Source organism: Micromonospora sp. NPDC004704, from assembly GCF_053601675.1.
On record NZ_JBSGCD010000003.1, the window covers coordinates 178,853 to 201,030 of the forward strand.

A 22,178-nucleotide genomic window follows, 5' to 3' on the forward strand; every position below is an offset into this window, starting at 1 on the left:
ATGCGCATCTTCGACCCGCACATCCACATGACCTCGCGGACCACGGACGACTACGAGCGGATGGCCGCCGCCGGGGTCCGCGCCCTGGTCGAGCCGGCGTTCTGGCTGGGCCAGCCGCGTACGAGCGTGGGGTCGTTCGCCGACTACTTCGACTCGCTGGTCGGCTGGGAGCCGTTCCGGGCCAGCCAGTTCGGCATCAAACACTTCGCCACCATCGCGCTGAACCCGAAGGAGGCGAACGACCCGCGCTGCCGGGAGGTCCTCGAACTGCTGCCGCGTTACCTGGACAAGGACAACGTGGTCGCGGTCGGCGAGATCGGGTACGACTCGACCACCCCGGAGGAGGACGAGGTCTTCGCCGCCCAACTCGCCCTGGCGGTCGCATACGACCTGCCGGCGCTCGTACACACCCCGCACCGGGACAAGGCGCGGGGTACGGCCCGGAGCATCGCCGTGGTGACCGAGTCCGGGATCGAACCCGGTCGGGTGGTGATCGACCACCTGAACGAGGTCACCGTCGAGCAGGTACGCGACTCCGGCTGCTGGGCCGGGTTCTCCATCTACCCGGACACCAAGATGTCCCCGCCCCGGATGGTGGAGATCCTGCGCAAGTACGGCACCGAACGGATGCTGGTCAACTCGGCCGCCGACTGGGGCCGGTCCGACCCGCTGCTGACCCGGACCACCGGCGAGGCGATGCTCGAAGCCGGGTTCAGCGACGACGACGTGGACCGGGTGCTCTGGCGCAACCCGATCGAGTTCTACGGCCAGTCCGGCCGGCTCGACCTCGCCGAACTGGAGGGTACGGCCGCCGGACCCGAACCGACCTTCGAGGGCAACTCGATCCTGCGGGGTGGTAGCTGATGCGGCTGCGACATCCGGACGGGCAGACCGTCCACCTGAGCTACTGCACCAACGTCCACCCGGCCGAGGACCTGGCCGGGGTGATCAGCCAGCTCGACACGTTCGCCGAACCGATCCGCCGCCGGCTCGACGCCGACGTACTCGGGTTGGGGCTGTGGTTGGCTGCACCGGTCGCCGCCGGGCTGGCCGCCGATCCGACACTGCGGCGCCGGCTCCGTACGGAACTCGACGCGCGGGGGCTGGAGGTGGTGACCCTCAACGGGTTCCCGTACCGGTCGTTCCAGGCCCCGGTGGTGAAACTGGGCGTCTACCACCCGGACTGGACCTCGCCGGAGCGGCTGGAGTACACCCTGGACCTGGCCCGGGTGCTGGTCGACCTGCTGCCCGACGACGCCGCCCGGGGTTCCATCTCCACCCTCCCGCTGGCCTGGCGTACGCCGTGGACCCCGGCGCAGTCCGGTGCCGCCGCCCGTACGCTCGAACAGCTCGCCGCCGGCCTGGCCTCGATCGCCTGGCAGACCGGGCGGGCGGTCCGGGTCGGTTTCGAACCCGAGCCCGGTTGCGTGGTGGAGAGCACCGCGCAGGCCGCCGCCCAGCTCGCCCGGGTGGACACCGACCGGCTCGGCATCTGCCTCGACCTGGCCCACCTCGCCTGCGCCTGGGAGGAGCCGGCCGAGGCGTTGGAGCAGCTCCGCCGGGCCGGGTTGCCGGTGGTGAAGGTGCAGGTGTCGGCCGCGTTGCAGGCGGACGACCCGGTGGCCGCTGCCGAGCAACTGGGCGGGTACGTCGAGCCCCGCTTCCTGCACCAGACCCGGGGGAGCGGCTGTGCCGGTGCGGCCGATCCGGCCGACCCCGCGTACGCCACCGACGACCTGGACCAGGCCCTGGCCGACGGGCTGCCGGGGGCGTGGCGGGTGCACTACCACGTGCCGCTGCACGCCGACCCGGAGCCGCCGCTGCGGTCGACCACCCCGGTGCTGCGCGGCGCGCTGCGGGAACTGCTCGGTGGCGACAGCGCCGGGTGTGACCACTTCGACGTGGAGACGTACACCTGGGGGGTGTTGCCGGCGGCCCGGCGGCCGAACTCGGACGCCGAACTCGTCGGCGGCATCGCGGCCGAGCTGGCGTTCGCCCGGGACGAGTTGGTCGACCTCGGCCTGACCCCCGTGCCCTCCCCGGTGACGGCATGACTCAAGGAGAGAAAATGGCACCGCTGGTCGTGATCGACGTGGTGGGGTTGACCCCGCGACTGCTCGCCCACATGCCCCGGTTGCGGGCGGTGGCCGAGACCGGGTTCGAGGCGGAACTGGGTACGGTGCTGCCGGCGGTCACCTGCTCGGCGCAGGCCACGTTCCTCACCGGTGTGCCGCCGACCGAGCACGGCATCGTCGGCAACGGGTGGTACTTCCGGGACCTGGGTGAGGTGTTCCTGTGGCGCCAGCACCACGCCCTGATGGGCGGGGAGAAGGTGTGGCAGGCGGCCCGGCAGGAGCGCCCCGACTACACGGTGGCGAACATCTGCTGGTGGTACGCGATGGGCGCGGACGTCAACTGGACCGTCACGCCCCGGCCGATCTACTACGCCGACGGGCGCAAGGAGCCGGACTGCTACACCGACCCGCCGGAGTTGCACGACGAGCTGACCTCGAAGCTCGGCGGTTTCCCGCTGTTCACGTACTGGGGGCCGGGGGCGGGGCTGCCGTCGTCGCGGTGGATCTGCCAGGCGGCGCAGCAGGTGATGGCCACCCACAACCCGGACCTGACCCTGGTCTACGTGCCGCACCTGGACTACGACCTGCAACGGTTCGGGCCGGGGTCGGCGGAGGCGGCGGCTGCCGCGGCGAAGCTGGACGGGGTGCTCGGCCCGCTGCTGGACGCGGCGAAGGCCCGTAACGCCACCATCGTGGCGCTCTCCGAGTACGGCATCACCGACGTGTCCCGGCCGGTCGACATCAACCGGCTGCTGCGCGACGAGGGGCTGCTGCACGTCTACACCCAGGACGGGATGGAGTACCTGGACCCGTGGACGTCGAAGGCGTTCGCGGTCGCCGACCACCAGATCGCCCACGTGTACGTGAAGGATCCGGCCGACGTCGGTGCGGTGGCGAAGCTCTGCGCCGCCCTGCCGGGGGTGGCCGAGGTGCTCGACGCGGAGGGCAAGGCCCGGTACGGCCTGGACCACGAGCGGGCCGGTGAGCTGGTCCTGGTGGCCGAGCCGGACGCCTGGTTCACGTACTACTACTGGCAGGACGACGCGAAGGCACCGGACTTCGCCCGGCTGGTCGAGATCCACCGCAAGCCCGGGTACGACCCGGCCGAGCTGTTCTTCGACCCGGAGGCGCCCGGTGCGGCGAAGCGGCGGGCGGGGGTGGCGCTGGCCCGCAAGAAGCTGGGCATGCGCTACATGATGAGCGTGGTCGGGCTGGACGCGGGAGCGCGTGCGGTGAAGGGTTCGCACGGCCGGCTGCCCGAGGATCCGGCCGACGCCCCGGTGCTGCTCTGCTCGGTGCCCACCGGGGCCGGCGAGAAGATCGCGGCGACCGAGGTCAAGTCGCTGTTGCTGGAGCTGGCCGGATTCGGCGAGCGGGAGCGGTCATGACCGCGACCGCGCCGCTGACCGACGCGGCGGAGTTGCGGAAGCGGTTCGACGCGCAGTTGTCGGCGTTCCTGGGGCGGCAGGACCCGGACTGGCCGGACGGGGCGCCGCGCGGTGTCTTCACCACCCTGCACCGGTTCGTGCTGGCCGGCGGCAAGCGGTTGCGGCCGATGTTCTGCTACTGGGGTTGGCGCGGTGCCGGCGGGGCGGACGACACCCCGATCGTGGTCGCGTCGGCGGCCCTGGAGCTGTTCCACGCCTTCGCCCTGATCCACGACGACATCATGGACGGCAGCGACCGGCGCCGGGGCGAGCCCTCGGTGCACCGGCTCTTCGCCGACCTGCACACCCGTTCGTCGTGGCGGGGCGACCCGGCCTCGTACGGGCGCAGCACCGCCCTGCTCTGCGGTGACCTCTGCGCCGCCTGGGCGGACCAGATGTTCCACGAGTGCGGCCTGAGCGCCGACCAGGTGCACCAGGGGTACGGCGTGTTCGCGAACATGCGTACCGAGGTGATCGCCGGGCAGTACCTGGACCTGGTCTCCGGGGTCGGGGACGGTTCGGTGGCGAGCGCCCTGACGGTGATAAGGATGAAGGGCGCCCGCTACACGGTGACCCGGCCGTTGCAGATCGGGGCGGCGCTGGCCGGTGCCGGTCCGGAGCTGCTGTCGGCGTTCGCCGCTTTCGGTGACCCGCTCGGGGACGCGTTCCAGCTCCGTGACGACGTGCTCGGGGTCTTCGGCGATCCGGCGGTCACCGGCAAGTCGGTCCTCGACGATTTGCGGGAGGGCAAGCCTACGGTGATGATGGCTTTGGCCCGGGGGAGCGCGGACCGGGAGCAGGCGCTGCGGTTGAAGGATCTGTTCGGCAACCCGGACCTGGACCCGGAGGGTGCCGCCGAGCTGCGCGGGATCATCCTCGACACCGGGACCCTGGACCGGATCGAGCAGATGATCCGGGTCCGTACGGACGCCGCGCTGGCGGCGTTGGTCGACGCTCCGGTGTCGGCGCAGGCAAAGGCGCAGCTCGCGGCGCTGGCCGCGGAGGCGACCGATCGGCGCCACTGACAGTAACTTTTTTCTAACTGAGCAAAAGTTTAGTTCCGGAACCCAGAAGCTATGGACACATCTATCTATAGAAATTAGTGTCACTCTGAACACGAAGTTGTTACGTCGATGTAACCGGCGGCGCGGTTAACCCATCGACCGGCGACCCCAGGTGCCCTGCACCGGCGGGGGCGCCACCCGGCGGGAGTGGCATCCCCTCGGGTCGGGTTCAACCGGCTACGGCTCCGGCGCGACGGCGCGCGCCCTGCCTGGCAGTCAACTGCTCAGGAGGGGAAACATCCTTATGTCCACATTGGACGCACCAAGAATCCGACCCGGGCGCTGGCAGACAGCGGGATCAGCCCTGCTACTCGTCGCCGCGACCCTCACCACGGTGGTCACCACCACCGCGGCCCCCGCCCAGGCCCACGCGATCAACGCGGCCGACTTCCAGCAGGTCACCCTGGCCCGTGGCGAGGCCGAGGTCGGCGAGCCGATGACCATCGCGGTCCTGCCCGACCGCTCGGTCCTGCACACCGCCCGCAACGGCACGCTGCGGCGTACCGACGCGAACGGGACCACCGCCGTCGTCGGCACCCTGCCCGTCTACACCCACGACGAGGAGGGGTTGCAGGGCGTCGGGGTCGACCCGGGCTTCGCCACCAACCGGTTCATCTACCTCTACTACGCCCCGCCGCTGTCCACCCCGGCCGGTGACGCCCCCGCGACCGGCACGAGCTGGACCGCCTGGCAGGGCGTGAACCGGTTGTCCCGGTTCACCGTCAACGCCAACTGGACGCTGAACATGGCCAGCCAGGTCAACGTCCTCGACGTCGCCGCCGACCGGGGCATGTGCTGCCACGTCGGTGGCGACATCGACTTCGACGCGGCCGGCAACCTCTACCTGTCCACCGGTGACGACTCCAACCCGTTCGACTCGGCCGGCTACTCGCCGATCGACGAGCGGACCAACCGCAACCCGGTGTACGACGCCCAGCGCTCCGCCGGCAACACCAACGACCTGCGTGGCAAGATCCTGCGGATTAAGGTGAACGCCAACGGGACGTACTCCATCCCGTCCGGCAACCTGTTCGCCCCCGGTACGGCGAACACCCGCCCGGAGATCTACGCGATGGGCTTCCGCAACCCGTTCCGGATGAGCGTGGACAAGACCACCGGTTACGTCTACGTCGGTGACTACGGCCCGGACGCCGGCTCGACCAACGCCAACCGGGGACCGAGCGGACAGGTCGAGTTCAACCGGGTCACCTCGCCCGGCAACTACGGCTGGCCGTACTGCACCGGTACGAACACCACCAGCGAGACGTACAACGAGTGGACCTTCCCGGACGGGCCCGGCAACGCCAAGTACAACTGCACCGGCGGCCCGACCAACAACTCGTTCCGCAACACCGGTCAGACCACCCTCCCGGCGGCCCGCCCGGCCTGGATCCGGTACGCCGGTGACGCCGGCACCCCGCCGGAGTTCGGCGGCGGCTCCGAGTCCCCGATGGGCGGCCCGGTCTACCGCTACAACGCGTCGAACCCCTCCACCACCAAGTTCCCGCAGTCCTTCGAGGGGCAGTTCTTCGCCGGTGAGCTGGGCCGGGGCTGGATCAAGCCGATCCACGTCAACACCGACGGCTCGGTCGGCACGATCGACACCTTCCCCTGGGTCGGCAAGCAGATCATGGACATGGCGTTCGGCCCCGACGGCGCGCTCTACGTCCTCGACTACGGCACCGGCTACTTCAACGGCGACGCGAACTCGGCCCTGTACCGGTTCGACTACATCGCCGGCGGCAACCGGGCCCCGACCGCGGTCGCCTCGGCCAACCGGACCTCCGGCGCGGCGCCGCTCGCGGTGACGTTCTCCTCGGCCGGCTCGTCCGACCCCGAGGGCAGCGCGCTGACGTACTCCTGGGCGTTCGGTGACGGGACCACGTCGACGGCGGCGAACCCGACCAAGACGTACACCGCCAACGGCACCTACAACGCGACCCTGACCGTACGGGACAGCGCCGGTGCCACCGGCAGTGCCAGCGTGATCATCAGCGTTGGCAACACCGCCCCGACGGTGACCATCACCGCCCCGGCCAACGGGCAACTGGTCGCCTTCGGTGACGCGGTTCCGTTCCAGATCACGGTCACCGACCCGGAGGACGGCACGGTCGCCTGCTCCCGGGTCAAGATGACGTACGTGCTGGGCCACGACACCCACGGCCACCAGATCACCTCGGCCAACGGGTGCACCGGGACCATCACCATCCCGACCGACGGTGAGCACGACGACGCGGCGAACATCTTCCCGATCTTCGACGCCGAGTACACCGACAACGGCGGGCTGACCACCCACACCCAGCACATCCTCCAGCCCAAGCACCGGCAGGCCGAGCACTTCAAGACCTCGTCCGGCGTCAACACGTTCACCAAGACCCCGGCCGAGGGTGGCCGGACCGTCGGTGACATCAACAACGGCGACTGGATCGCGTTCGAGCCGTACCGGCTCGCCAACGCCACCTCGTTCAGCGCCCGCGTCTCCTCGGCCGGCGCAGGCGGCACTCTCCAGGTGCGGGCCGGTTCCGCTACCGGCACCGTGCTCGGCTCGGCGACCGTACCGGTCACCGGCGGGTGGGAGACCTTCGTCAACGTCACCGGCACCATCAGCAACCCGCCGTCCGGCACCACCACGCTCTACCTGACCTTCGCCGGCAGCGGCACCGGGGCGCTCTACGACCTGGACGCCTTCACCTTCACCACCGGCACCGGCGGTGGTGGCGGCGGCACCGGCCCGATCAAGGGCCTGGCCGGCAAGTGCCTGGAGGTCGACGGCGGCGCCACCGCCGACGGCACCCAGGTCCAGATCAACACCTGCGCCGGTACGCCGCGCCAGACCTGGACCGTGCAGGGCCAGACCCTGCGGGCGCTGGGCAAGTGCCTGGACATCTCCGGCGCCGGCACCGCCAACGGCACCAAGATCCAGCTCTGGACCTGCAACGCCACCGGCGCGCAGAACTGGGTCCCCCAGGCCGACGGCACCCTGCGCAACCCGACCACGGCCAAGTGCCTGGACATCTTGAACGGCAGTTCGGCAGACGGTCAGAACGCCCACCTCTGGGACTGCATCACCACCGCCGCCAGCCAGAAGTGGACCCTCCCGTAACCCCACCGCCCTGATGGAGGAAAGGGCCCTTCCGATCGTTGTCCGACGGAAGGGCCCTTCCCGACTCGCCCTAGGGAGAGCACCGATGCGCAGACTCCTGCGACCCGTCCTCGGTACGGCCATGGCGGCGCTCGCCGTCCTGGCCTGTACCACGCCCGCCACCCCGGCCAGTGCCGCCGACGCCCCGTACGACGTGCTGGTCTTCTCCAAGACCGCCGGCTTCCGGCACGACTCGATCGCGGTCGGCACCCAGGCCATCCGCGAACTTGGCGCGGCGAACAACTTCACCGTCGCCGCCACCGAGGACGCCAACGCGTTCACCACCGCCAACCTTGCCCAGTACGAGGCGGTGATCTTCCTCAACACCACCGGTGACGCCCTCAACGCCGCCCAGCAGACCGCGTTCGAGTCCTACATCCGCAGCGGCAAGGGCTACGTCGGGGTGCACGCCGCCGCCGACACCGAGTACGACTGGTCGTTCTACGGCAACCTGGTCGGCGGCTACTTCGCCTCGCACCCGGCCATCCAGCAGGCCAACATCAGGGTCGAGAACCGGGCCACGGCGGCGACCGCCACCCTGCCGCAGACCTGGACCCGTACCGACGAGTGGTACAACTACCGCACCAACCCCCGGTCCACCGCGCGGGTGCTGGCCAACCTCGACGAGTCGTCGTACTCCGGCGGCGGCATGGGAGCCGACCACCCGATCTCCTGGTGCAAGACGTACGAGGGTGGCCGGTCGTTCTACACCGGCCTCGGCCACACCCAGTCGACGTACGCGGAGTCGGCGTTCCGGGCGCACCTGCTCGGCGGCATCCGGTACGCGGCCGGCACCTCCAAGGCCGACTGCCGGCCCGAGACCGGCTACACCGCCCTCTACAACGGCTCCACCACCGGCTGGTCGCAGGCCGGTCCGGGCAACTTCACCAACACCGACGCCACCCTCACCTCGGTCGGCGGGATGGGGCTGTACTGGTACAGCGCCAAGCAGTTCTCGTCGTACTCGTTGAAGCTGGACTGGCGGCTCGCCGGTGACGACAACTCCGGTGTCTTCATCGGCTTCCCGGCCTCGACCGACCCGTGGTCGGCCGTGGACAACGGGTACGAGATCCAGATCGACGCCACCGACGCGGCCGACCGGACCACCGGTGCCGTCTACACCTTCAAGTCGGCCGACATCGCCGCCCGTGACGCGGCGCTGAACCCGGCGGGGGAGTGGAACAACTACGAGCTGCTGGTCGAGGGTGAGCGGCTGCGGATCTACCTCAACGGCGTACTGATCAACGACTTCACCAACACCAACCCGGTCCGCTCGCTGGCCGGCTACATCGGCCTGCAGAACCACGGTACGGGCGACGACGCGTCGTTCCGCAACGTACGGATCAAGGAGCTGGGCGGCACCGAGCCGCCGCCCACCGGCAACACCACGGTCCAGGCGGAGGCGTTCACCTCGACCGGTGGCGTGCAGGTGGTCGGCAAGGCCGGGGCCAACGGTGGCTCGACCATCGGCTACATCGACAACGGCGACTGGGCCGCGTACAACGGGCAGAGCCTGACCGGGGTCACCTCGTTCCGGTCCCGGGTCGTCTCCGGCGGCGCGGGCGGCACCATCCAGGTCCGCACCGGCTCGACCACCGGCCCGATCCTCGGCTCGGTCGCGGTGCCGAACACGGGCGGCTGGGAGACGTACGCCGACGTCACCACCACCCTGTCGAACGTTCCCACCGGTACGCAGAACCTGTACCTGACCTTCACCGGGGGCGGTACCGGGCTGTTCGACGTGGACGACTTCACCCTGGTCCGCAGCAGTGGCGGCGGCACGGGCACCGGCCCGATCGTCGGCCTGGCGAACAAGTGCCTGGAGATCGACGGCGGCGGCACCGCCGACGGCACCCAGGCCCAGATCAACACCTGCACCGGTACGGCACGCCAGACCTGGACCGTGACCGGGCAAACGCTGCGGACGCTGGGCAAGTGCCTGGACATCTCCGGTAGCGGCACCGCGAACGGGACCAAGATCCAGCTCTGGACCTGCAACGGCACCGGGGCGCAGAACTGGGTCCGCAACGCCGCCGACAGCTCGCTGCGCAACCCGGCGTCGGGCAAGTGCCTGGACGTGTTGAACAGCAGCTCCGCCGACGGCCAGAACGTGCACCTCTGGGACTGCCTCGGCGTCGCCAGCCAGCGCTGGACCCTGCCGGCCTGAGTGACGCCGGACCGTTCCGGCCTGAATGAGTCGGGAAGGGCTCCTCGTTGTCGAGGGGCCCTTCCTTGCATCCGGGGGCGGGGCCTAGAGTGGCTCCTGGCGACCTTTGGAGACCACCGGTGAGCAGCGGGAGGCGCAACCCGCTCGCCCAGGGTGCGTACGCACGCACCGGTCCCGCCTCCACCGGTATGCCGTACGGCCGGACCGGCCCCCCTCGCGCCCGTCCACGGACACCGCCGCCGCGGTGCCCGTCGGGAATCCCAGGTATCCAACAGGGGAGAAGGACAATGGCGCGACCCATCACGCTCTTCACCGGCCAGTGGGCCGACCTTCCGTTCGAGGAGGTCTGCCGGCTCGCCTCCGAGTGGGGCTACGACGGCCTGGAGATCGCCTGCTGGGGCGATCACTTCGAGGTCGACAAGGCGCTCGCCGACGAGTCGTACATCGAGCGCAAGAAGGAGACCCTGGCCAAGCACAACCTCCAGGTCTTCACGATCTCCAACCACCTGCTCAGCCAGGCGGTCTGCGACCACCCGATCGACGAGCGGCACCAGGGCATCCTGCCGGCCAGGATCTGGGGCGACGGCGAACCCGAGGGCGTACGCCAGCGGGCCGCCGAGGAGCTCAAGGACACCGCACGGGCAGCCGCGAAGCTCGGGGTGAAGACGGTCGTCGGCTTCACCGGCTCGTCGATCTGGCACACCCTGGCCATGTTCCCGCCGGTCCCGCCGTCGATGATCGAGAAGGGGTACGAGGACTTCGCCAACCGGTTCAACCCGATCCTCGACGTCTTCGACGAGGTCGGCGTACGGTTCGCGCACGAGGTCCACCCCAGCGAGATCGCGTACGACTACTACACGACCAAGCGGACCCTGGAAGCGATCGGGCACCGGGAGGCGTTCGGGCTCAACTGGGACCCGTCGCACTTCGTCTGGCAGGAACTCGACCCGGTGAACTTCATCTTCGACTTCGCCGACCGGATCTACCACGTCGACTGCAAGGACGCCAAGGTACGCACCGGCGACGGTCGGCGGGGCCGGCTCGCGTCCCACCTGCCCTGGGCCGACATGCGCCGGGGCTGGGACTTCGTCTCCACCGGTCACGGCGACGTGCCCTGGGAGGACTGCTTCCGCGCGCTGAACGCGATCGGCTACGACGGCCCGATCTCGATCGAGTGGGAGGACGCCGGCATGGACCGGCTCGTCGGCGCCCCGGAGGCGCTCCAGTTCGTCCGCCGGCTCGCCTTCGACGCACCCGAGGCGGCCTTCGACGCCGCCTTCGCCAGCAAGGACTGACCGTACGGCCACGGACACGGCGGTGGGCCGGTCGCCTGACGGCGGCCGGCCCGTGCCGTACCCGGGGTGGTTCGGAAGAGACCCTGTCGTACGGGCCCTCCCGCTATTGGGTCAGAACGAGGCGCTGCCCGTTCCGGTCCCGGACGGCTTGATCCCGGTGGTCGGGGTCGCCCCGACACCGGTTGACGTCAACTCGGTGGTGGTGCCGTTGGTCGTCGTACCCGGGCTCAGCTTCTCGCCCAGCCGGGTGTGGCTGAGGCGGTCCTTGCCCTCGGCGTAGAGCCGATTGGCCTGGGCCTGGGCAACTCCCGCAGCTTCCTGCACCGTCGGGTGGTCGAGAACCTTACGGCCCTTGATGACCAGCTCTTCGTACTTCTCCCGGCCGGCGCGGGCGCCTAGGACGAAACCCGCTGCCAGCCCGCCGATGAACCACAGCTTTCCGCGCATGGCGGCTCCTTTCGTGCCTGACGCGCCGTTGCGCCCTCCGAGGTCCGGATGGGCAACTGCGTCGCGCTTGCGTCGTCTGTGCTCAAGTACCTACCCATCCTCCTCGAAGGTCATGCCTGTCCGCGGCAGGCACGACATTTTGCCTGCATGTCGGGGTGCACTGTTTCGCCGAGAACCCCGTAGCGCGGACCCCCGGGAAGTCCTGTACTCTTATGCCGTCGCGAGGCGCCGGGGAGATCAGAACCGGCAACAAACGATCCCCCGTAGCTCAATTGGCAGAGCAGCCGGCTGTTAACCGGCAGGTTTTTGGTTCGAGTCCAAACGGGGGAGCTTTCCCCACAATCCCGCCCGTCGGCCCTGCCGGCGGGCATCGTCGTATCCGGGGAGATGCGGCGGGGGTGAAGATGAGGGGAATCCGCAACCGGACCGTCGGCACACTGGTCGCCGTCGCGGTGGTGCTCGGCTGGCTGGCGATCACCGGGTTCGCCGCCCCGTTCAGCGGACGGCTCGACGACGTCGCCACCAACGACAACGCCGCCTTCCTGCCGGCCGACGCGGAGGCGACCCACGCCGACAGGTTGGCCACCGGCTTCATCGACCGGCAGACCACACCCGCGCTGGTCGTCTACGAACGGACCAGCGGGATCACCGACGCCGACCGGCAGCGGATCGCCGCCGACGCGGACCGGTTCGCCCAGGTACCCGGCGTGATCACCCCGCTGCCGCCACCGGTGCCCAGCGGGGACGGCCAGGCGGTCCAGCTCATCGTCCCGCTCGACTCCAGCGGCGACGGCGGCGACCGGATCCACCGGGCCGTCGACGCCATGCGGGGGATCACCGGGCCGGGCGCCGACGGACTGCTCGTCGAGGTCGCCGGACCGGCCGGACTCCTCGCCGACCTGGTCGCGGTCTTCTCCTCGATCGACGGGCCGCTCCTGCTGGTCACCCTCGTCGTGGTGCTGGTGATCCTGCTCATCGTCTACCGCAGCCCGGTGCTCTGGATCTTCCCGCTGCTGGCCGCCGGGGTGTCGTACATCGTCGCCACCCTGCTCGTCTACGTCCTCGCCGACAACGACGTGATCAAACTCAACGGGCAGGCGCAGGGCATCCTCACCGTGCTCGTCTTCGGCGCCGGCACCGACTACGCCCTGCTGCTCATCGCCCGCTACCGGGAGGAACTGCACCACCACCCCCGTACGATCGACGCCATGATCGCCGCCTGGCGCGGCGCCGGACCGGCCATCTTCGCCTCCGGGACCACGGTCATCGCCGGCCTGCTCTGCCTGCTCCTGTCCGACCTCAACTCCAACCGGGCACTCGGCCCGGTCACCGCCGTCGGCGTCGGCGTGACCCTGGTGGTCATGCTCACCTTCCTGCCGGCGATGCTGCTGCTAGGCGGCAGGTGGGCGTTCTGGCCCCGGGTCCCGCACGCCGGCACCACCGACCGCTCCGGCGGCCTGTGGCGGGCCATCGGCCGGTTCGTCGGCCGCCGCGCCCGATGGGTCTGGCCGATCACCGCCGCCGGGCTGGTCGCCCTCGCCGCCGGCCTGACCCAACTCGGCGGCACCACCCTCGGCCAGGCCGACCTGTTCACCGAACAGACCGACTCCGTCGACGGGCAGCGCATCATCGACCGGCACTTCCCCGGCGGCCTCGGCAGCCCCGCGACGATCTTCGTCGCCGCCGACACCGCCGACCGGGTCGCCGAGGTCGCCCGAGGCGTCCCCGGCGTGGCCCAGGTACAGCCCCTGACCGTCGCGCCCGGCGCCGGTGGCCAGGCCGACCCGTCCGCCGGTGCGTCGGCGCCACCCAGGGTCGTCGACGGCCGGATCCAACTCGAGGCGACCCTGACCGAGGAGGCCGACAGCCTGGCGGCGCGGGACACCGTACGGCGGTTGCGGGTCGCCGTGCACGCCGTGCCCGGTGCGGGGGCGGTGGTCGGCGGGTTCACCGCGATCAACATCGACACCAGCGACGCCGCCGACCGGGACCAGAACGTCATCATCCCCACCGTCCTCGGGGTGATCGCCGTGATCCTGGCCCTCCTGCTCCGCTCCCTGCTCGCCCCGCTGCTGCTCATCGTCACCGTGGTGCTGTCCTTCGCGGCCACCCTGGGACTCTGCGCGGTCCTGTTCACCCACGGCTTCGACTTCCCCGGCGTGGACGCCTCGTTCCCGCTGTTCGCCTTCGTCTTCCTGGTCGCCCTCGGCGTCGACTACAACATCTTCCTGATGAGCCGCGTACGCGAGGAGTCCGCCAAGTACGGCACCCGCCAAGGCGTACTGCGTGGACTCTGCGTCACCGGCGGGGTGATCACGTCGGCCGGGTTCGTACTGGCGGCGACCTTCTCGGCGCTCGCCGTACTCCCGTTGGTGATCCTGGTGGAACTCGGCCTGGCGGTCGCCCTCGGCGTCCTCATCGACACCATCGTGGTCCGCTCCCTGCTGGTCCCGGCGCTGGCCTACCACATCGGACCGGCGATCTGGTGGCCCAGCAAACTGCAACGGGTGGACCCGGGCGAGCCGCCCGAGGACCCTGACTACCATGCCCGCCATGCCCGCTGAAACCGACGTGGTGATCGTCGGAGGAGGACTCGCCGGACTCGCCGCCGCCCGCCGACTGCACCGGGCCGGCGTACCCTGGCTGCTCGTCGAGGCCGCCGACCGGCTCGGCGGCCGGGTCGCCACCGACCACGTCGACGGCTACCTGCTCGACCGGGGCTTCCAGGTGCTGAACACCGCCTACCCCCGGCTCGGTACCCTGCTGGACGTCGACACCCTGAAACTCGGGTACTTCAGCTCCGGGGTCCTCGTCCGCCGCAACGGACACCTGCACCGGCTCGCCAACCCGCTGCGCGACCCGATCGCCGCACCGCTGTCCGCGTCGGCGGACGTCGGCACCTTCACCGACCGGCTCCGGCTGGCCGCGCTCGCCACCACCTGCGCCGCCACCCCCGTGCACCGGCTGCTCGACGCCCCCGAGGTCACCACCGAACAGGCCCTGCACCGGGCCGGGCTCTCCGACCGGATCATCGAGGAACTCCTCCGGCCGTTCCTGTCCGGCGTACTCGCCGATCCGGCCCTGGAAACCTCCAGCCACATCAGCGCACTGATCGCCCGAACCTTCGTCCGGGGCAGAATCGGCGTACCGGCGGGCGGGATAAGTGACCTGCCGGCGGCGATCGCCGCACCGCTGCCCCGTACCCTGCTGCGCCTCGGCACCCCGGTCAGCGCTGTCGGACCCGGCCTGGTCCGCACCCCCGCAGGCGACATCCGCTGCCGGGCCGTCCTGGTCGCCGTCGATCCGGGTACGGCAACCGCCCTGCTGCCCGCCCTCGGCCCCGTACGCACCCGCGCCCTCACCACCTACTACCACGCCGTCGACCGGCCACCACTGGACGAGCCGATCCTGCTGCTCGACGGCGACCGGCGCGAACTTGTGGCGAACACCGTCGTGATCAGTCGCGCCGCACCCACGTACGCCCCACCCGGCCGGCACCTGGTGAGCAGTTCCGTGGCCGGGCCGAACCCGCCACCCGAGCCCCTGGTCCGGGCCGAACTCGGCCGGCTCTACGGCTGCCGGACCGACGACTGGGAACACCTGACCACGATCACCCTGCCGGCGGCCCTGCCGGCGGCCCCGCCGAACCAGGGCCGGCTGCGGCGGCCGGTCAACTTGGGCGAGGGTGTGTTCGTGGCCGGTGACCACCGGGACAGCCCGTCGATCCAGGGCGCCCTGGCCAGCGGCTGGCGGGCCGGCGCAGCGGTCGTACGCCACCTGACACCGGCGGTCTGAGCCGTCCGTACGGTGTCGGTCGGCGCTGTTATTCTCGCGGTGCCGGCCTGTTCGGGGGTCGCGACGGGTAGTTGCTTCGTACCCGTCAGCGGTCGGCGGACGCGCAGGCACGCGGGTTACCATTCCCGCACCACAAGGGGTGGTAGCTCAGCAGGTTAGAGCAGGGGACTCATAATCCCTCGGTCGCGGGTTCGAGTCCCGCCCGCCCCACGTACTCCCTTGACCTGTGCTTCTCCGGGACATACCGACCGTTGTGTGAACCGGGGTCGGACGACTGTGATGGACAAGGCTGCTCGTGATCGGCATCGCCTACCCGTGATCCCGGCTCGGGGTGTACTACCGTCATGGGCGTGGACGATCGCGAGGCTGTGCCGGGGTACGAGCCGCTCACCTTGCGGCGTCTTGGTGCTTTGATCACCGACTCGGACGAGACACGGCGGTGGCGACTCATCGCTGAGTTCCTCGAAGAGCACCGCTGGGAACCGGTCGAGACGCGGAGCGCCCTGCTGAACGAGGAGCCAGCGGCGACCGGTGATGAGCACTGGGATGTGTTCCTCGCGGCTCTGGCAGAACATCTCGCGGCCAAGGACGGGCGGGGTGCGCCGGCCTGGGTGGAGACGAGATCGCTACGGCGGCTGTGGTTTCCGTTCAATACTCGGGCAGCGCGGGTCGATGCATTGGTGCATGCGCCGGCGGCATTTCGGCGGCGTGGTGTGTATCTCGCGGCCCAAGAATTGAACGTTGCATGAGTGCCGACGACCCGCTGTTGGACCGGGCAGCGATCGAGGATGCATTGCGTCGGTTGGGCGATCGGCTGGCCCGGCGTGGCGTGGTCGCGGATCTCTACATCTTTGGCGGCGCGGCGATGGCCCTGGCATACGACGCACGCCGGGCGACCCGTGACATTGACGCAGTGTTCCAGCCACACGGCGTTGTGCTGGACGAGGCCCACGCGGTCGCCGACGAACTCGGGTTGCCGCGCTGGTGGCTCAACGAGCAAGCGAGCGCGTACGTCGCGCCCGGCGGTGATGCGACTGCACCTCGCGTTTTCGATCATCCAGGGCTGCGGGTGTCGGCCGCGTCTCCCGAGCACTTGCTGGCAATGAAAGTGCTCGCCGCGCGGCGCCGTGATGCCGAGGACATCCGGTTCCTGGTCGAGCACCTCCGGCTGACCGGTCCCGATGAGGTGCTGGCGCTGTGTGCCGAGATCTTCCCCGAAGAGGAGGTCCCGGGTCGGGCTCGTCTGGTACTCGATGACGTGTTTGGCGATCAGTGAACTTCTTATCGACCACCCCTCGGTGCCCGTGACCTGCTCGAACGCAACGGCAAAAGATCACCGGTGATGGTTGCGGTGTGGTTCGTACGGTGGTGCCTCCGGCCCACTTGTTGATCTTCGATGCGAACCCGGCCAGGCCACCCGCTTGAGGTACAATTTTCTGTACTTGCCCTGGAGGTGGTCATGCGGACCGTGAACTTTACACAGCTACGGCAGAACCTGGCCGCCGAACTCGACAGCGTGATCAACGACGCGGAGGAGGTGGTGGTGACCCGGTCGGGCCACGATCCCGTGGTGATCGTGCCGCTTGCGGAGTACGAGTCGATGAAGGAGACCGAGTACCTCCTGCGCAGCCCAAGCAACGCTGCCGCTCTGCGCCGATCGATGGCGGAGCTCGAAAAGGGCGACGCGGCGGAAAGGGATTTGATCGACCCGGCCACCGTACGGGACGTCGCATGAAGCTGGTCTTCACCGCGACGGCGTGGAGCCAGTATCTCAGCCACACAGACCGTAAGTTGGTCAAGCGCATCAATGACCTCATCGCGGACGTGATGCGCAACGGATACGAGGGCATCGGCAAGCCGGAGCCCCTTCGGGGGGAGCTGTCCGGCTTCTGGTCCCGGCGGATCGATCGCGAACACCGGCTGGTGTATCGGATCACCAAGGACGACGTCGAGATCGTCGCCTGCCGTTACCACTACGTTGACCGGTAGCGGACTGGACTGGAACCAGGAGCATCGGTCGTCTGGCCACCGAACCTTGGGACGCGAGAACTGAGGCTTCGTAGCGGCAGCGACTCACCGGCGATGGTCGTCATTTGGTTCGCATGGTGGTGCCTCCGGCCCACCGACCAGAAGCTGTTGTGACCTGCTGCTACGCGGAATGTTCGATGTCCACGACGCGCCCGGTCGGCAGTTCTCCTCGGATCCCGCCCGGTGGTTCGGCTTCGGGAGCGGATGTGACCAATCCGCTGTCCCAACCAGTCATCACAGATTGGAGCCCACCAGACCACGGGAGCGAATCTTGGACCAGAATCTGCGACTGCTGTTCGACCGCGCCTTGGCTGACGAGCCCGAACCGCCGGGTGACCTCGCGGGCCAGGCCATGGCCACCGGTACCGGCCTGCGTCGCCGCCGACGGCGGGTGATGGCAGCGGGTATGGCGGGTGTGGCGACCATCGCCGCGTTGGCGGTGGTGAACGTGACCGCATCGCCGGAACGTTCGGCACCACCGACGCCGGTGCAAGCGGGGTTCGGGATGCTGCTGAACCCGGCGTGCGAATCACCGGTTCGGGACACGGCAACCGATGTTTCGATCTTCCTGACCGCGGGCGTCACCGATCAACAGCGCACCGCGGTGCACCGGATACTGGACGCGGATCCGGCGGTCCGGACCCTGACCTTCGAGAGCCGCGACGAGGCGCTCGCCAGGTACCGGAAGATATTCGAGGACGCGCCGGAGCTTGTCGCCGCCGTCAAAGCCAGCCAGCTTCCGGAGTCGTTCCGGATCAAGCTGACCGAACGGTCGCGGTACGGGAGTCTGGTGGCCCGTGTCGGGCGCGAGCCCGGGGTCGACGAGATCGTCGGCAGCGAGTGCCCCGTCGGCACGAGCGTCTCGACGGCCAACTGATGGCAGAAACGTGGAACCCTCCGGTCGAGGGGGCGCCCCGGGAAATTCGGCAGGGTCTGGTGACCCGGTGGGGTGCGGCTCGGCGGCGCGAGCAGACCGCCCGGCAGGCGGAGTTCACGGCGTTCGTCGTGAGTGCGTCGCCGAGGCTGCGGCGTACGGCCTATCTGATGTGCCGCGACTGGCACCTCGCACAGGACCTGACCCAGATCACCTTCGCGAAGATGTACGCGACCTGGGGCAGGATCCGGCACACCACGAATCTCGAGGCGTACAGCCGCCGTGTCCTGATGAACGCCGTCTTCGACCAGAAGAAGCGGCGCAGCGACTCCGAACTGGTACTCGCCGAGCTACCCGAGGCGCCGAACCAGTGGCATCACGACACCGCCGAACTGCATGTCACCCTGCTACGGGCGCTGGCTACCCTGCCCGTTCGCGACCAGGCCATCGTGGTGCTCCGGCACTGGGAGGATCAGAGCGTCGAAGCCGTGGCCAGCATCCTCGACGTCTCCGTGTCGGTGGTCAAGACACAGAATGCCCGTGCGCTGACCAGGCTGCGGGCGTTGCTCGGCGAGGACTTCGTACGCATCTGACAGCACGTGGCGGGCTCGCCCGCCGTGGTGGCCACGGTTCAGCCCTGCTCGCCGTCGGGGCGCAACTGTCGTTGGGCGATCAGACCCGCCACGGCGGCGAGTACGCCACCGCCGAGGATCACCGGCCGGGTGCCGTCGACAAGGAAGTCGGCGCTGCCGATGCTCACCTGTCGCTGGCCGATGACCGTCACCAGCAGCGGCGTCAGGACCACCGAACACCCCAGGACCACCTTCAGCATCGACTGGTAGAGCGCGTTGACCCGACCACGCATCGAGTCCTCCACCCGGATGCCGATGATGGTGACACCGGTCAGAAACGCGGCCCCGGCGCAGGCACCCGTCAGCACCACGGCCGGTAACGCGACCGCGAGGTGTGGGGAGAGCGCCACCAGGACGAGCGCGCCACCGGCGGCGACGATCGCGAGGCCGAACAGCCTTTCGTGCGACAGGCGGCGGGCCAGCCCGGGCGCCCCGAGGATGCCGACCACCAGTCCGAGAAACGCGGCGAGCAGCAGCAGCCCGAAGGCGGCCTGGCCACCGAGCAGGCTCAGTGCGTACGGCTGGGCCGAACCGACCACGGCGCCGGCGGCGGCGAGCGCGCCCATCATGCCGATCAGCAGGCCCCGGACGACCGGGGTGCCGCGCAGGTAGCCGACGCTGTCGCGCAGCATGGCGCCCAGACCTGGACCGGGTGCGGGGGCGGGGTCGGTACCGGTCACGATCCGGAGCGGATCGCCGTTGTGCCGGCCGTGATCCGTCGGCGGGACGGATCCCGACAACTCGGGCAGGAGAGTGGTGATCGAGGTGGCGCTGGCCAGGTAGAACAGGGCCGCGACGACGATGGCGAGCCGGGTCAGCCCATTCATGCCGATCACGTCGGAGGGCAGGCCGAAGACGGTGCCGGCCCCGGTGATCAGGGTGAACAGACCACCGCCGACCAGAATCGTGATGCCGTACGTCATGACCAGGCCGAGCTGGGCCGCCGGGGCGAGCTGCTCCGGACGCCGCAAAAGGCGGGGCAGCGAGGCATCCTTCGACGGGATCCACATGGTCGTCGCCACCTGGACGAGGAAGCCGCCGACCAGGATCCACCAGTAGGTGTTCACCACGGCGATCGACAGGAGGAGCGCGCAACGGGCCAGATCGGCGACGGCCATGACCGTACGCCGATCGAACCTGTCCGCGACCAGCCCGGCGATCGGCGCGAACAGCAGACCGGGCAGCAGGTTCGCGAACAGCACACCGCTGAATGCGAAGTTCACCCCGGCGGCGCTGGTGGCCAGGGTGCTGGCCAGCGCGGCGAGCCCGGACAGAGCCAGCCAGTCCCCCGAACTGCACAGACCGGTGACGATCAACAGCCGGCGGAACGCCCGCAGCGCCAGGACCTCCCGGACGGAGGCCAGCGCGGGCGCGTCAACTTGCCCCGAGGTGTCCGTATCCCCAGCTACAGGGCCCTGCTCAGCGCTAATCGGCACCTGCGCACGTTAGACCGGCGCGGTTCGTAGGGCAAAGATCCCCGCCCGTGTGCGCCCCCGCCGTCTCATCGACAGGTGGGGGCGCACACTGCAGGTCAGCCTTCGGTGATGGTGAAGACCAGCGGTCCGCCGGGCACCGGCTCGCTGGCGGGGTCGCCGAGCACGCCGTAGCTGGTGGTGTGCTCGGCCACGTCGGTCAGGGTGAAGCCGATCCTGTACTCGCCGACACCGAGGCCGTACCAGCCCAGGTAGAGGTAGTCGGTGAGGGTGCCGTCCTCGGCCTGATCTCCACTGCCCCACGACTGGTAGACGACGTTGCCGTCAGCGTCGTAGACATAGGTGGTGGCGATACGGGCCGGTGCGATCTTCAGCGCGGCGGAGACCGTGAGCTCGACCGGCGGCATGTTGCTCAGCTCACTGGCCGGCGCCGTCGTCGGGCTGAGGGTCGCGCCCAGGGCCGTGGGGGGTTCGGTGCTCGCCACGCGGGTGATGCTGAACTGCGGGTCGGGGGCGCCGAACATCGAACCGTACAGCGCCGCATTGCCGGCCCCGTCGACGATCGTGACACCGGTCAGTGAGCATTGCGCGGTGCCGGTGCTGACCCGTACGGCGACGGCGACGCGACCGTCCGGCTTGGTGACCGCCTCGGCCAACTGCCCGCAGCCGGCCTCGAACCAGAAGCGGAGGGACGCCACACCACGATGTGCGCCGGTGACTGCCATGGAGAGCTCGACGACCGCGTCAGCGCGCCAGTTGTCGACCTCGCTGGGGGAGACGACGAAGTCGCTCGCCTGCACCGTCGAGTTGGACGTCACGGTGATCGACGGCACCGTGGGGTTCTGGTAGGTCGTACGAGCGCCGGCGTTGTTGAACAACACGAGCTGCGTGAGCCGCCAGTTGCCGGGGTTGGCACCGGACGGGAGCGTCACCGGGACGGTGCACGCCACGCGGTTGGCTTCCTCGCCGCCGCCGGCGTACGCACCGCCGCAGGTGATGGCCCCCGAGTTGTCGGGCTCCCGCTCCCAGGTGAACGGCGTCGTCACGCTCTGGCCGCCCGGGCCGGCGACCTTGAGTGTGCCCTTCCAGAAACCGGCGCCGTAGTCCTGGACAGTGAGGTCGTAGGGGTAGGCGACCGGCTCGTCGCTGACGTAGAGGAAAGGCTCGCGGTTGGCCAACCGGATCTCCTCGATCGTGGGGCCGGACGCGTCGACCAGGGTCTGGGCCGCGAACCGGGAGCCGGGGAGCGCCTGCAGCTTGGCGCCGGATACGGTCGCCTCCCGCTCGCCGGCCACGATGGTGACCTTGGTGACCTCCCAGGTCGTGGTCGCCGCGTCGGAGTAACGCGGCACCCGGAAGTCGTAGGCGTAGGTCGACTCCTGAGGCGTGCCGGAGACGAAGGCGGCGTCCTCCCAGATCGAGTCGAAGACGTAGTTCGCGATGCGCTCGTGGCCAACCAACTCGCCGGTCACCGTGCTGCGCGTGCGGAGGGTGACCACACCCCGGACCGTCTCGGCGTCGGGTTCGGTGTTGGTGACGGTGAACGTAAGCCGGTTGGACACGGAACCCTGGGTCGCGTCGATGGTGGACTGCGCGAAGGAGAGCGCGGACAGCGTCAGTCGTGGGGTGGCGGCGTGTGCCGCCGCGCTGCCGAGGACCGTGGTGGAGGCGGCCAAGGCGAGCGTCAACGTCCCGCGGAGGAATCCGCGAGCGAGAGATCGGGACATGGATGGATTGATATCACCTGCGTGCGCTTTTGGATGGCCCAGGTGAGCAAGCTCGGACAGAGCGGAACAGGC

General features: G+C 69.7%; 18 protein-coding genes and 2 tRNA genes. 17 read left to right on the forward strand and 3 right to left on the reverse strand.

All coding sequences use genetic code 11. The features are described 5' to 3' along the window. From ACWEFB_RS05125 to ACWEFB_RS05155, 7 genes are all read left to right on the forward strand, one after another. Window positions 1-864, forward strand: coding sequence for a TatD family hydrolase (locus ACWEFB_RS05125; RefSeq protein WP_452282379.1), 864 nt, complete (start codon window positions 1-3; stop codon window positions 862-864). Continuing rightward, on the forward strand, window positions 864-2,054 hold the full coding sequence (gene eboE / locus ACWEFB_RS05130) for a metabolite traffic protein EboE (protein WP_452282381.1): 1,191 nt from the start codon (window positions 864-866) through the stop codon (window positions 2,052-2,054). The genes ACWEFB_RS05125 and eboE overlap by 1 nt, the downstream gene beginning before the upstream one ends. A 14-nt stretch (window positions 2,055-2,068) precedes the next feature. After that, window positions 2,069-3,463, forward strand: coding sequence for an alkaline phosphatase family protein (locus tag ACWEFB_RS05135; RefSeq protein ID WP_326556372.1), 1,395 nt, complete (start codon window positions 2,069-2,071; stop codon window positions 3,461-3,463). Continuing rightward, window positions 3,460-4,527: a polyprenyl synthetase family protein gene (locus ACWEFB_RS05140; RefSeq protein ID WP_452282383.1), complete on the forward strand. Its 1,068-nt coding sequence runs from the start codon at window positions 3,460-3,462 to the stop codon at window positions 4,525-4,527. Before ACWEFB_RS05135 ends, ACWEFB_RS05140 begins: the two co-directional genes overlap by 4 nt. Before the next feature lie 283 nt (window positions 4,528-4,810). Continuing rightward, on the forward strand, window positions 4,811-7,669 hold the full coding sequence (locus ACWEFB_RS05145; RefSeq protein ID WP_452282385.1) for a PQQ-dependent sugar dehydrogenase: 2,859 nt from the start codon (window positions 4,811-4,813) through the stop codon (window positions 7,667-7,669). A gap of 85 nt (window positions 7,670-7,754) precedes the next feature. Beyond that, window positions 7,755-9,875: a ThuA domain-containing protein gene (locus ACWEFB_RS05150; RefSeq protein WP_452282387.1), complete on the forward strand. Its 2,121-nt coding sequence runs from the start codon at window positions 7,755-7,757 to the stop codon at window positions 9,873-9,875. Window positions 9,876-10,162: 287 nt separating this feature from the next. Further along, on the forward strand, window positions 10,163-11,170 hold the full coding sequence (locus ACWEFB_RS05155; protein ID WP_363591701.1) for a sugar phosphate isomerase/epimerase family protein: 1,008 nt from the start codon (window positions 10,163-10,165) through the stop codon (window positions 11,168-11,170). 111 nt (window positions 11,171-11,281) lie between these two features. On the opposite strand, the gene ACWEFB_RS05160 is transcribed toward ACWEFB_RS05155, so the two are convergent. Continuing rightward, complete coding sequence (locus ACWEFB_RS05160) at window positions 11,282-11,617, reverse strand: hypothetical protein (protein ID WP_452282389.1); 336 nt, start codon at window positions 11,615-11,617, stop codon at window positions 11,282-11,284. Window positions 11,618-11,874: 257 nt separating this feature from the next. Between ACWEFB_RS05160 and ACWEFB_RS05165 the strand changes: the two genes are divergently transcribed. From ACWEFB_RS05165 to ACWEFB_RS05210, 10 genes are all read left to right on the forward strand, one after another. Then, a tRNA-Asn gene (locus ACWEFB_RS05165) sits at window positions 11,875-11,947 on the forward strand. Between the two features lie 74 nt (window positions 11,948-12,021). Next, window positions 12,022-14,181 carry an MMPL family transporter gene (locus ACWEFB_RS05170; RefSeq protein WP_452282784.1) on the forward strand — a complete coding sequence of 720 codons (2,160 nt, stop codon included), beginning with the start codon at window positions 12,022-12,024 and terminating at the stop codon, window positions 14,179-14,181. Continuing rightward, window positions 14,171-15,412, forward strand: a complete 1,242-nt coding sequence (locus ACWEFB_RS05175; RefSeq protein ID WP_452282391.1) for an NAD(P)/FAD-dependent oxidoreductase — start codon at window positions 14,171-14,173, stop codon at window positions 15,410-15,412. The genes ACWEFB_RS05170 and ACWEFB_RS05175 overlap by 11 nt, the downstream gene beginning before the upstream one ends. Before the next feature lie 136 nt (window positions 15,413-15,548). Further along, window positions 15,549-15,622, forward strand: a tRNA-Ile gene (locus ACWEFB_RS05180). A 140-nt stretch (window positions 15,623-15,762) separates the two neighbouring features. After that, window positions 15,763-16,161: a hypothetical protein gene (locus ACWEFB_RS05185; RefSeq protein ID WP_452282393.1), complete on the forward strand. Its 399-nt coding sequence runs from the start codon at window positions 15,763-15,765 to the stop codon at window positions 16,159-16,161. Then, window positions 16,158-16,688, forward strand: a complete 531-nt coding sequence (locus tag ACWEFB_RS05190; protein WP_452282395.1) for a DUF6036 family nucleotidyltransferase — start codon at window positions 16,158-16,160, stop codon at window positions 16,686-16,688. The genes ACWEFB_RS05185 and ACWEFB_RS05190 overlap by 4 nt, the downstream gene beginning before the upstream one ends. Window positions 16,689-16,871: 183 nt before the next feature. Further along, window positions 16,872-17,147 (forward strand): type II toxin-antitoxin system Phd/YefM family antitoxin, encoded by a 276-nt coding sequence (locus ACWEFB_RS05195; protein ID WP_199757668.1) that lies wholly within the window; start codon window positions 16,872-16,874, stop codon window positions 17,145-17,147. Continuing rightward, window positions 17,144-17,401, forward strand: coding sequence for a Txe/YoeB family addiction module toxin (locus ACWEFB_RS05200; protein WP_452282397.1), 258 nt, complete (start codon window positions 17,144-17,146; stop codon window positions 17,399-17,401). The genes ACWEFB_RS05195 and ACWEFB_RS05200 overlap by 4 nt, the downstream gene beginning before the upstream one ends. Window positions 17,402-17,711: 310 nt before the next feature. Then, window positions 17,712-18,317: a permease-like cell division protein FtsX gene (locus tag ACWEFB_RS05205; protein WP_452282399.1), complete on the forward strand. Its 606-nt coding sequence runs from the start codon at window positions 17,712-17,714 to the stop codon at window positions 18,315-18,317. Next, complete coding sequence (locus ACWEFB_RS05210; RefSeq protein WP_452282401.1) at window positions 18,317-18,907, forward strand: SigE family RNA polymerase sigma factor; 591 nt, start codon at window positions 18,317-18,319, stop codon at window positions 18,905-18,907. Before ACWEFB_RS05205 ends, ACWEFB_RS05210 begins: the two co-directional genes overlap by 1 nt. 38 nt (window positions 18,908-18,945) lie before the next feature. Here the strand turns inward: ACWEFB_RS05210 and ACWEFB_RS05215 are convergent, their stop codons facing one another. Together ACWEFB_RS05215 and ACWEFB_RS05220 are read right to left on the reverse strand one after the other, a co-directional pair. Further along, on the reverse strand, window positions 18,946-20,382 hold the full coding sequence (locus tag ACWEFB_RS05215) for an MFS transporter (RefSeq protein ID WP_452282403.1): 1,437 nt from the start codon (window positions 20,380-20,382) through the stop codon (window positions 18,946-18,948). A gap of 95 nt (window positions 20,383-20,477) precedes the next feature. Next, on the reverse strand, window positions 20,478-22,106 hold the full coding sequence (locus ACWEFB_RS05220; protein ID WP_452282405.1) for a hypothetical protein: 1,629 nt from the start codon (window positions 22,104-22,106) through the stop codon (window positions 20,478-20,480). Between the last annotated feature and the right edge of the window lie 72 nt (window positions 22,107-22,178).

Bases quoted from the DNA above. Each gene is read 5' to 3' on its own strand.
- ACWEFB_RS05125 (WP_452282379.1), top strand. From the start codon at position 1: ATGCGCATCTTCGACCCGCACATCCACATGACCTCGCGGACCACGGAC.
- eboE (WP_452282381.1), top strand. From the start codon at position 864: ATGCGGCTGCGACATCCGGACGGGCAGACCGTCCACCTGAGCTACTGC.
- ACWEFB_RS05135 (WP_326556372.1), top strand. From the start codon at position 2,069: ATGGCACCGCTGGTCGTGATCGACGTGGTGGGGTTGACCCCGCGACTG.
- ACWEFB_RS05140 (WP_452282383.1), top strand. From the start codon at position 3,460: ATGACCGCGACCGCGCCGCTGACCGACGCGGCGGAGTTGCGGAAGCGG.
- ACWEFB_RS05145 (WP_452282385.1), top strand. From the start codon at position 4,811: ATGTCCACATTGGACGCACCAAGAATCCGACCCGGGCGCTGGCAGACA.
- ACWEFB_RS05150 (WP_452282387.1), top strand. From the start codon at position 7,755: ATGCGCAGACTCCTGCGACCCGTCCTCGGTACGGCCATGGCGGCGCTC.
- ACWEFB_RS05155 (WP_363591701.1), top strand. From the start codon at position 10,163: ATGGCGCGACCCATCACGCTCTTCACCGGCCAGTGGGCCGACCTTCCG.
- ACWEFB_RS05160 (WP_452282389.1), bottom strand. From the start codon at position 11,617: ATGCGCGGAAAGCTGTGGTTCATCGGCGGGCTGGCAGCGGGTTTCGTC.
- ACWEFB_RS05170 (WP_452282784.1), top strand. From the start codon at position 12,022: ATGAGGGGAATCCGCAACCGGACCGTCGGCACACTGGTCGCCGTCGCG.
- ACWEFB_RS05175 (WP_452282391.1), top strand. From the start codon at position 14,171: ATGCCCGCTGAAACCGACGTGGTGATCGTCGGAGGAGGACTCGCCGGA.
- ACWEFB_RS05190 (WP_452282395.1), top strand. From the start codon at position 16,158: ATGAGTGCCGACGACCCGCTGTTGGACCGGGCAGCGATCGAGGATGCA.
- ACWEFB_RS05195 (WP_199757668.1), top strand. From the start codon at position 16,872: ATGCGGACCGTGAACTTTACACAGCTACGGCAGAACCTGGCCGCCGAA.
- ACWEFB_RS05200 (WP_452282397.1), top strand. From the start codon at position 17,144: ATGAAGCTGGTCTTCACCGCGACGGCGTGGAGCCAGTATCTCAGCCAC.
- ACWEFB_RS05210 (WP_452282401.1), top strand. From the start codon at position 18,317: ATGGCAGAAACGTGGAACCCTCCGGTCGAGGGGGCGCCCCGGGAAATT.
- ACWEFB_RS05220 (WP_452282405.1), bottom strand. From the start codon at position 22,106: ATGTCCCGATCTCTCGCTCGCGGATTCCTCCGCGGGACGTTGACGCTC.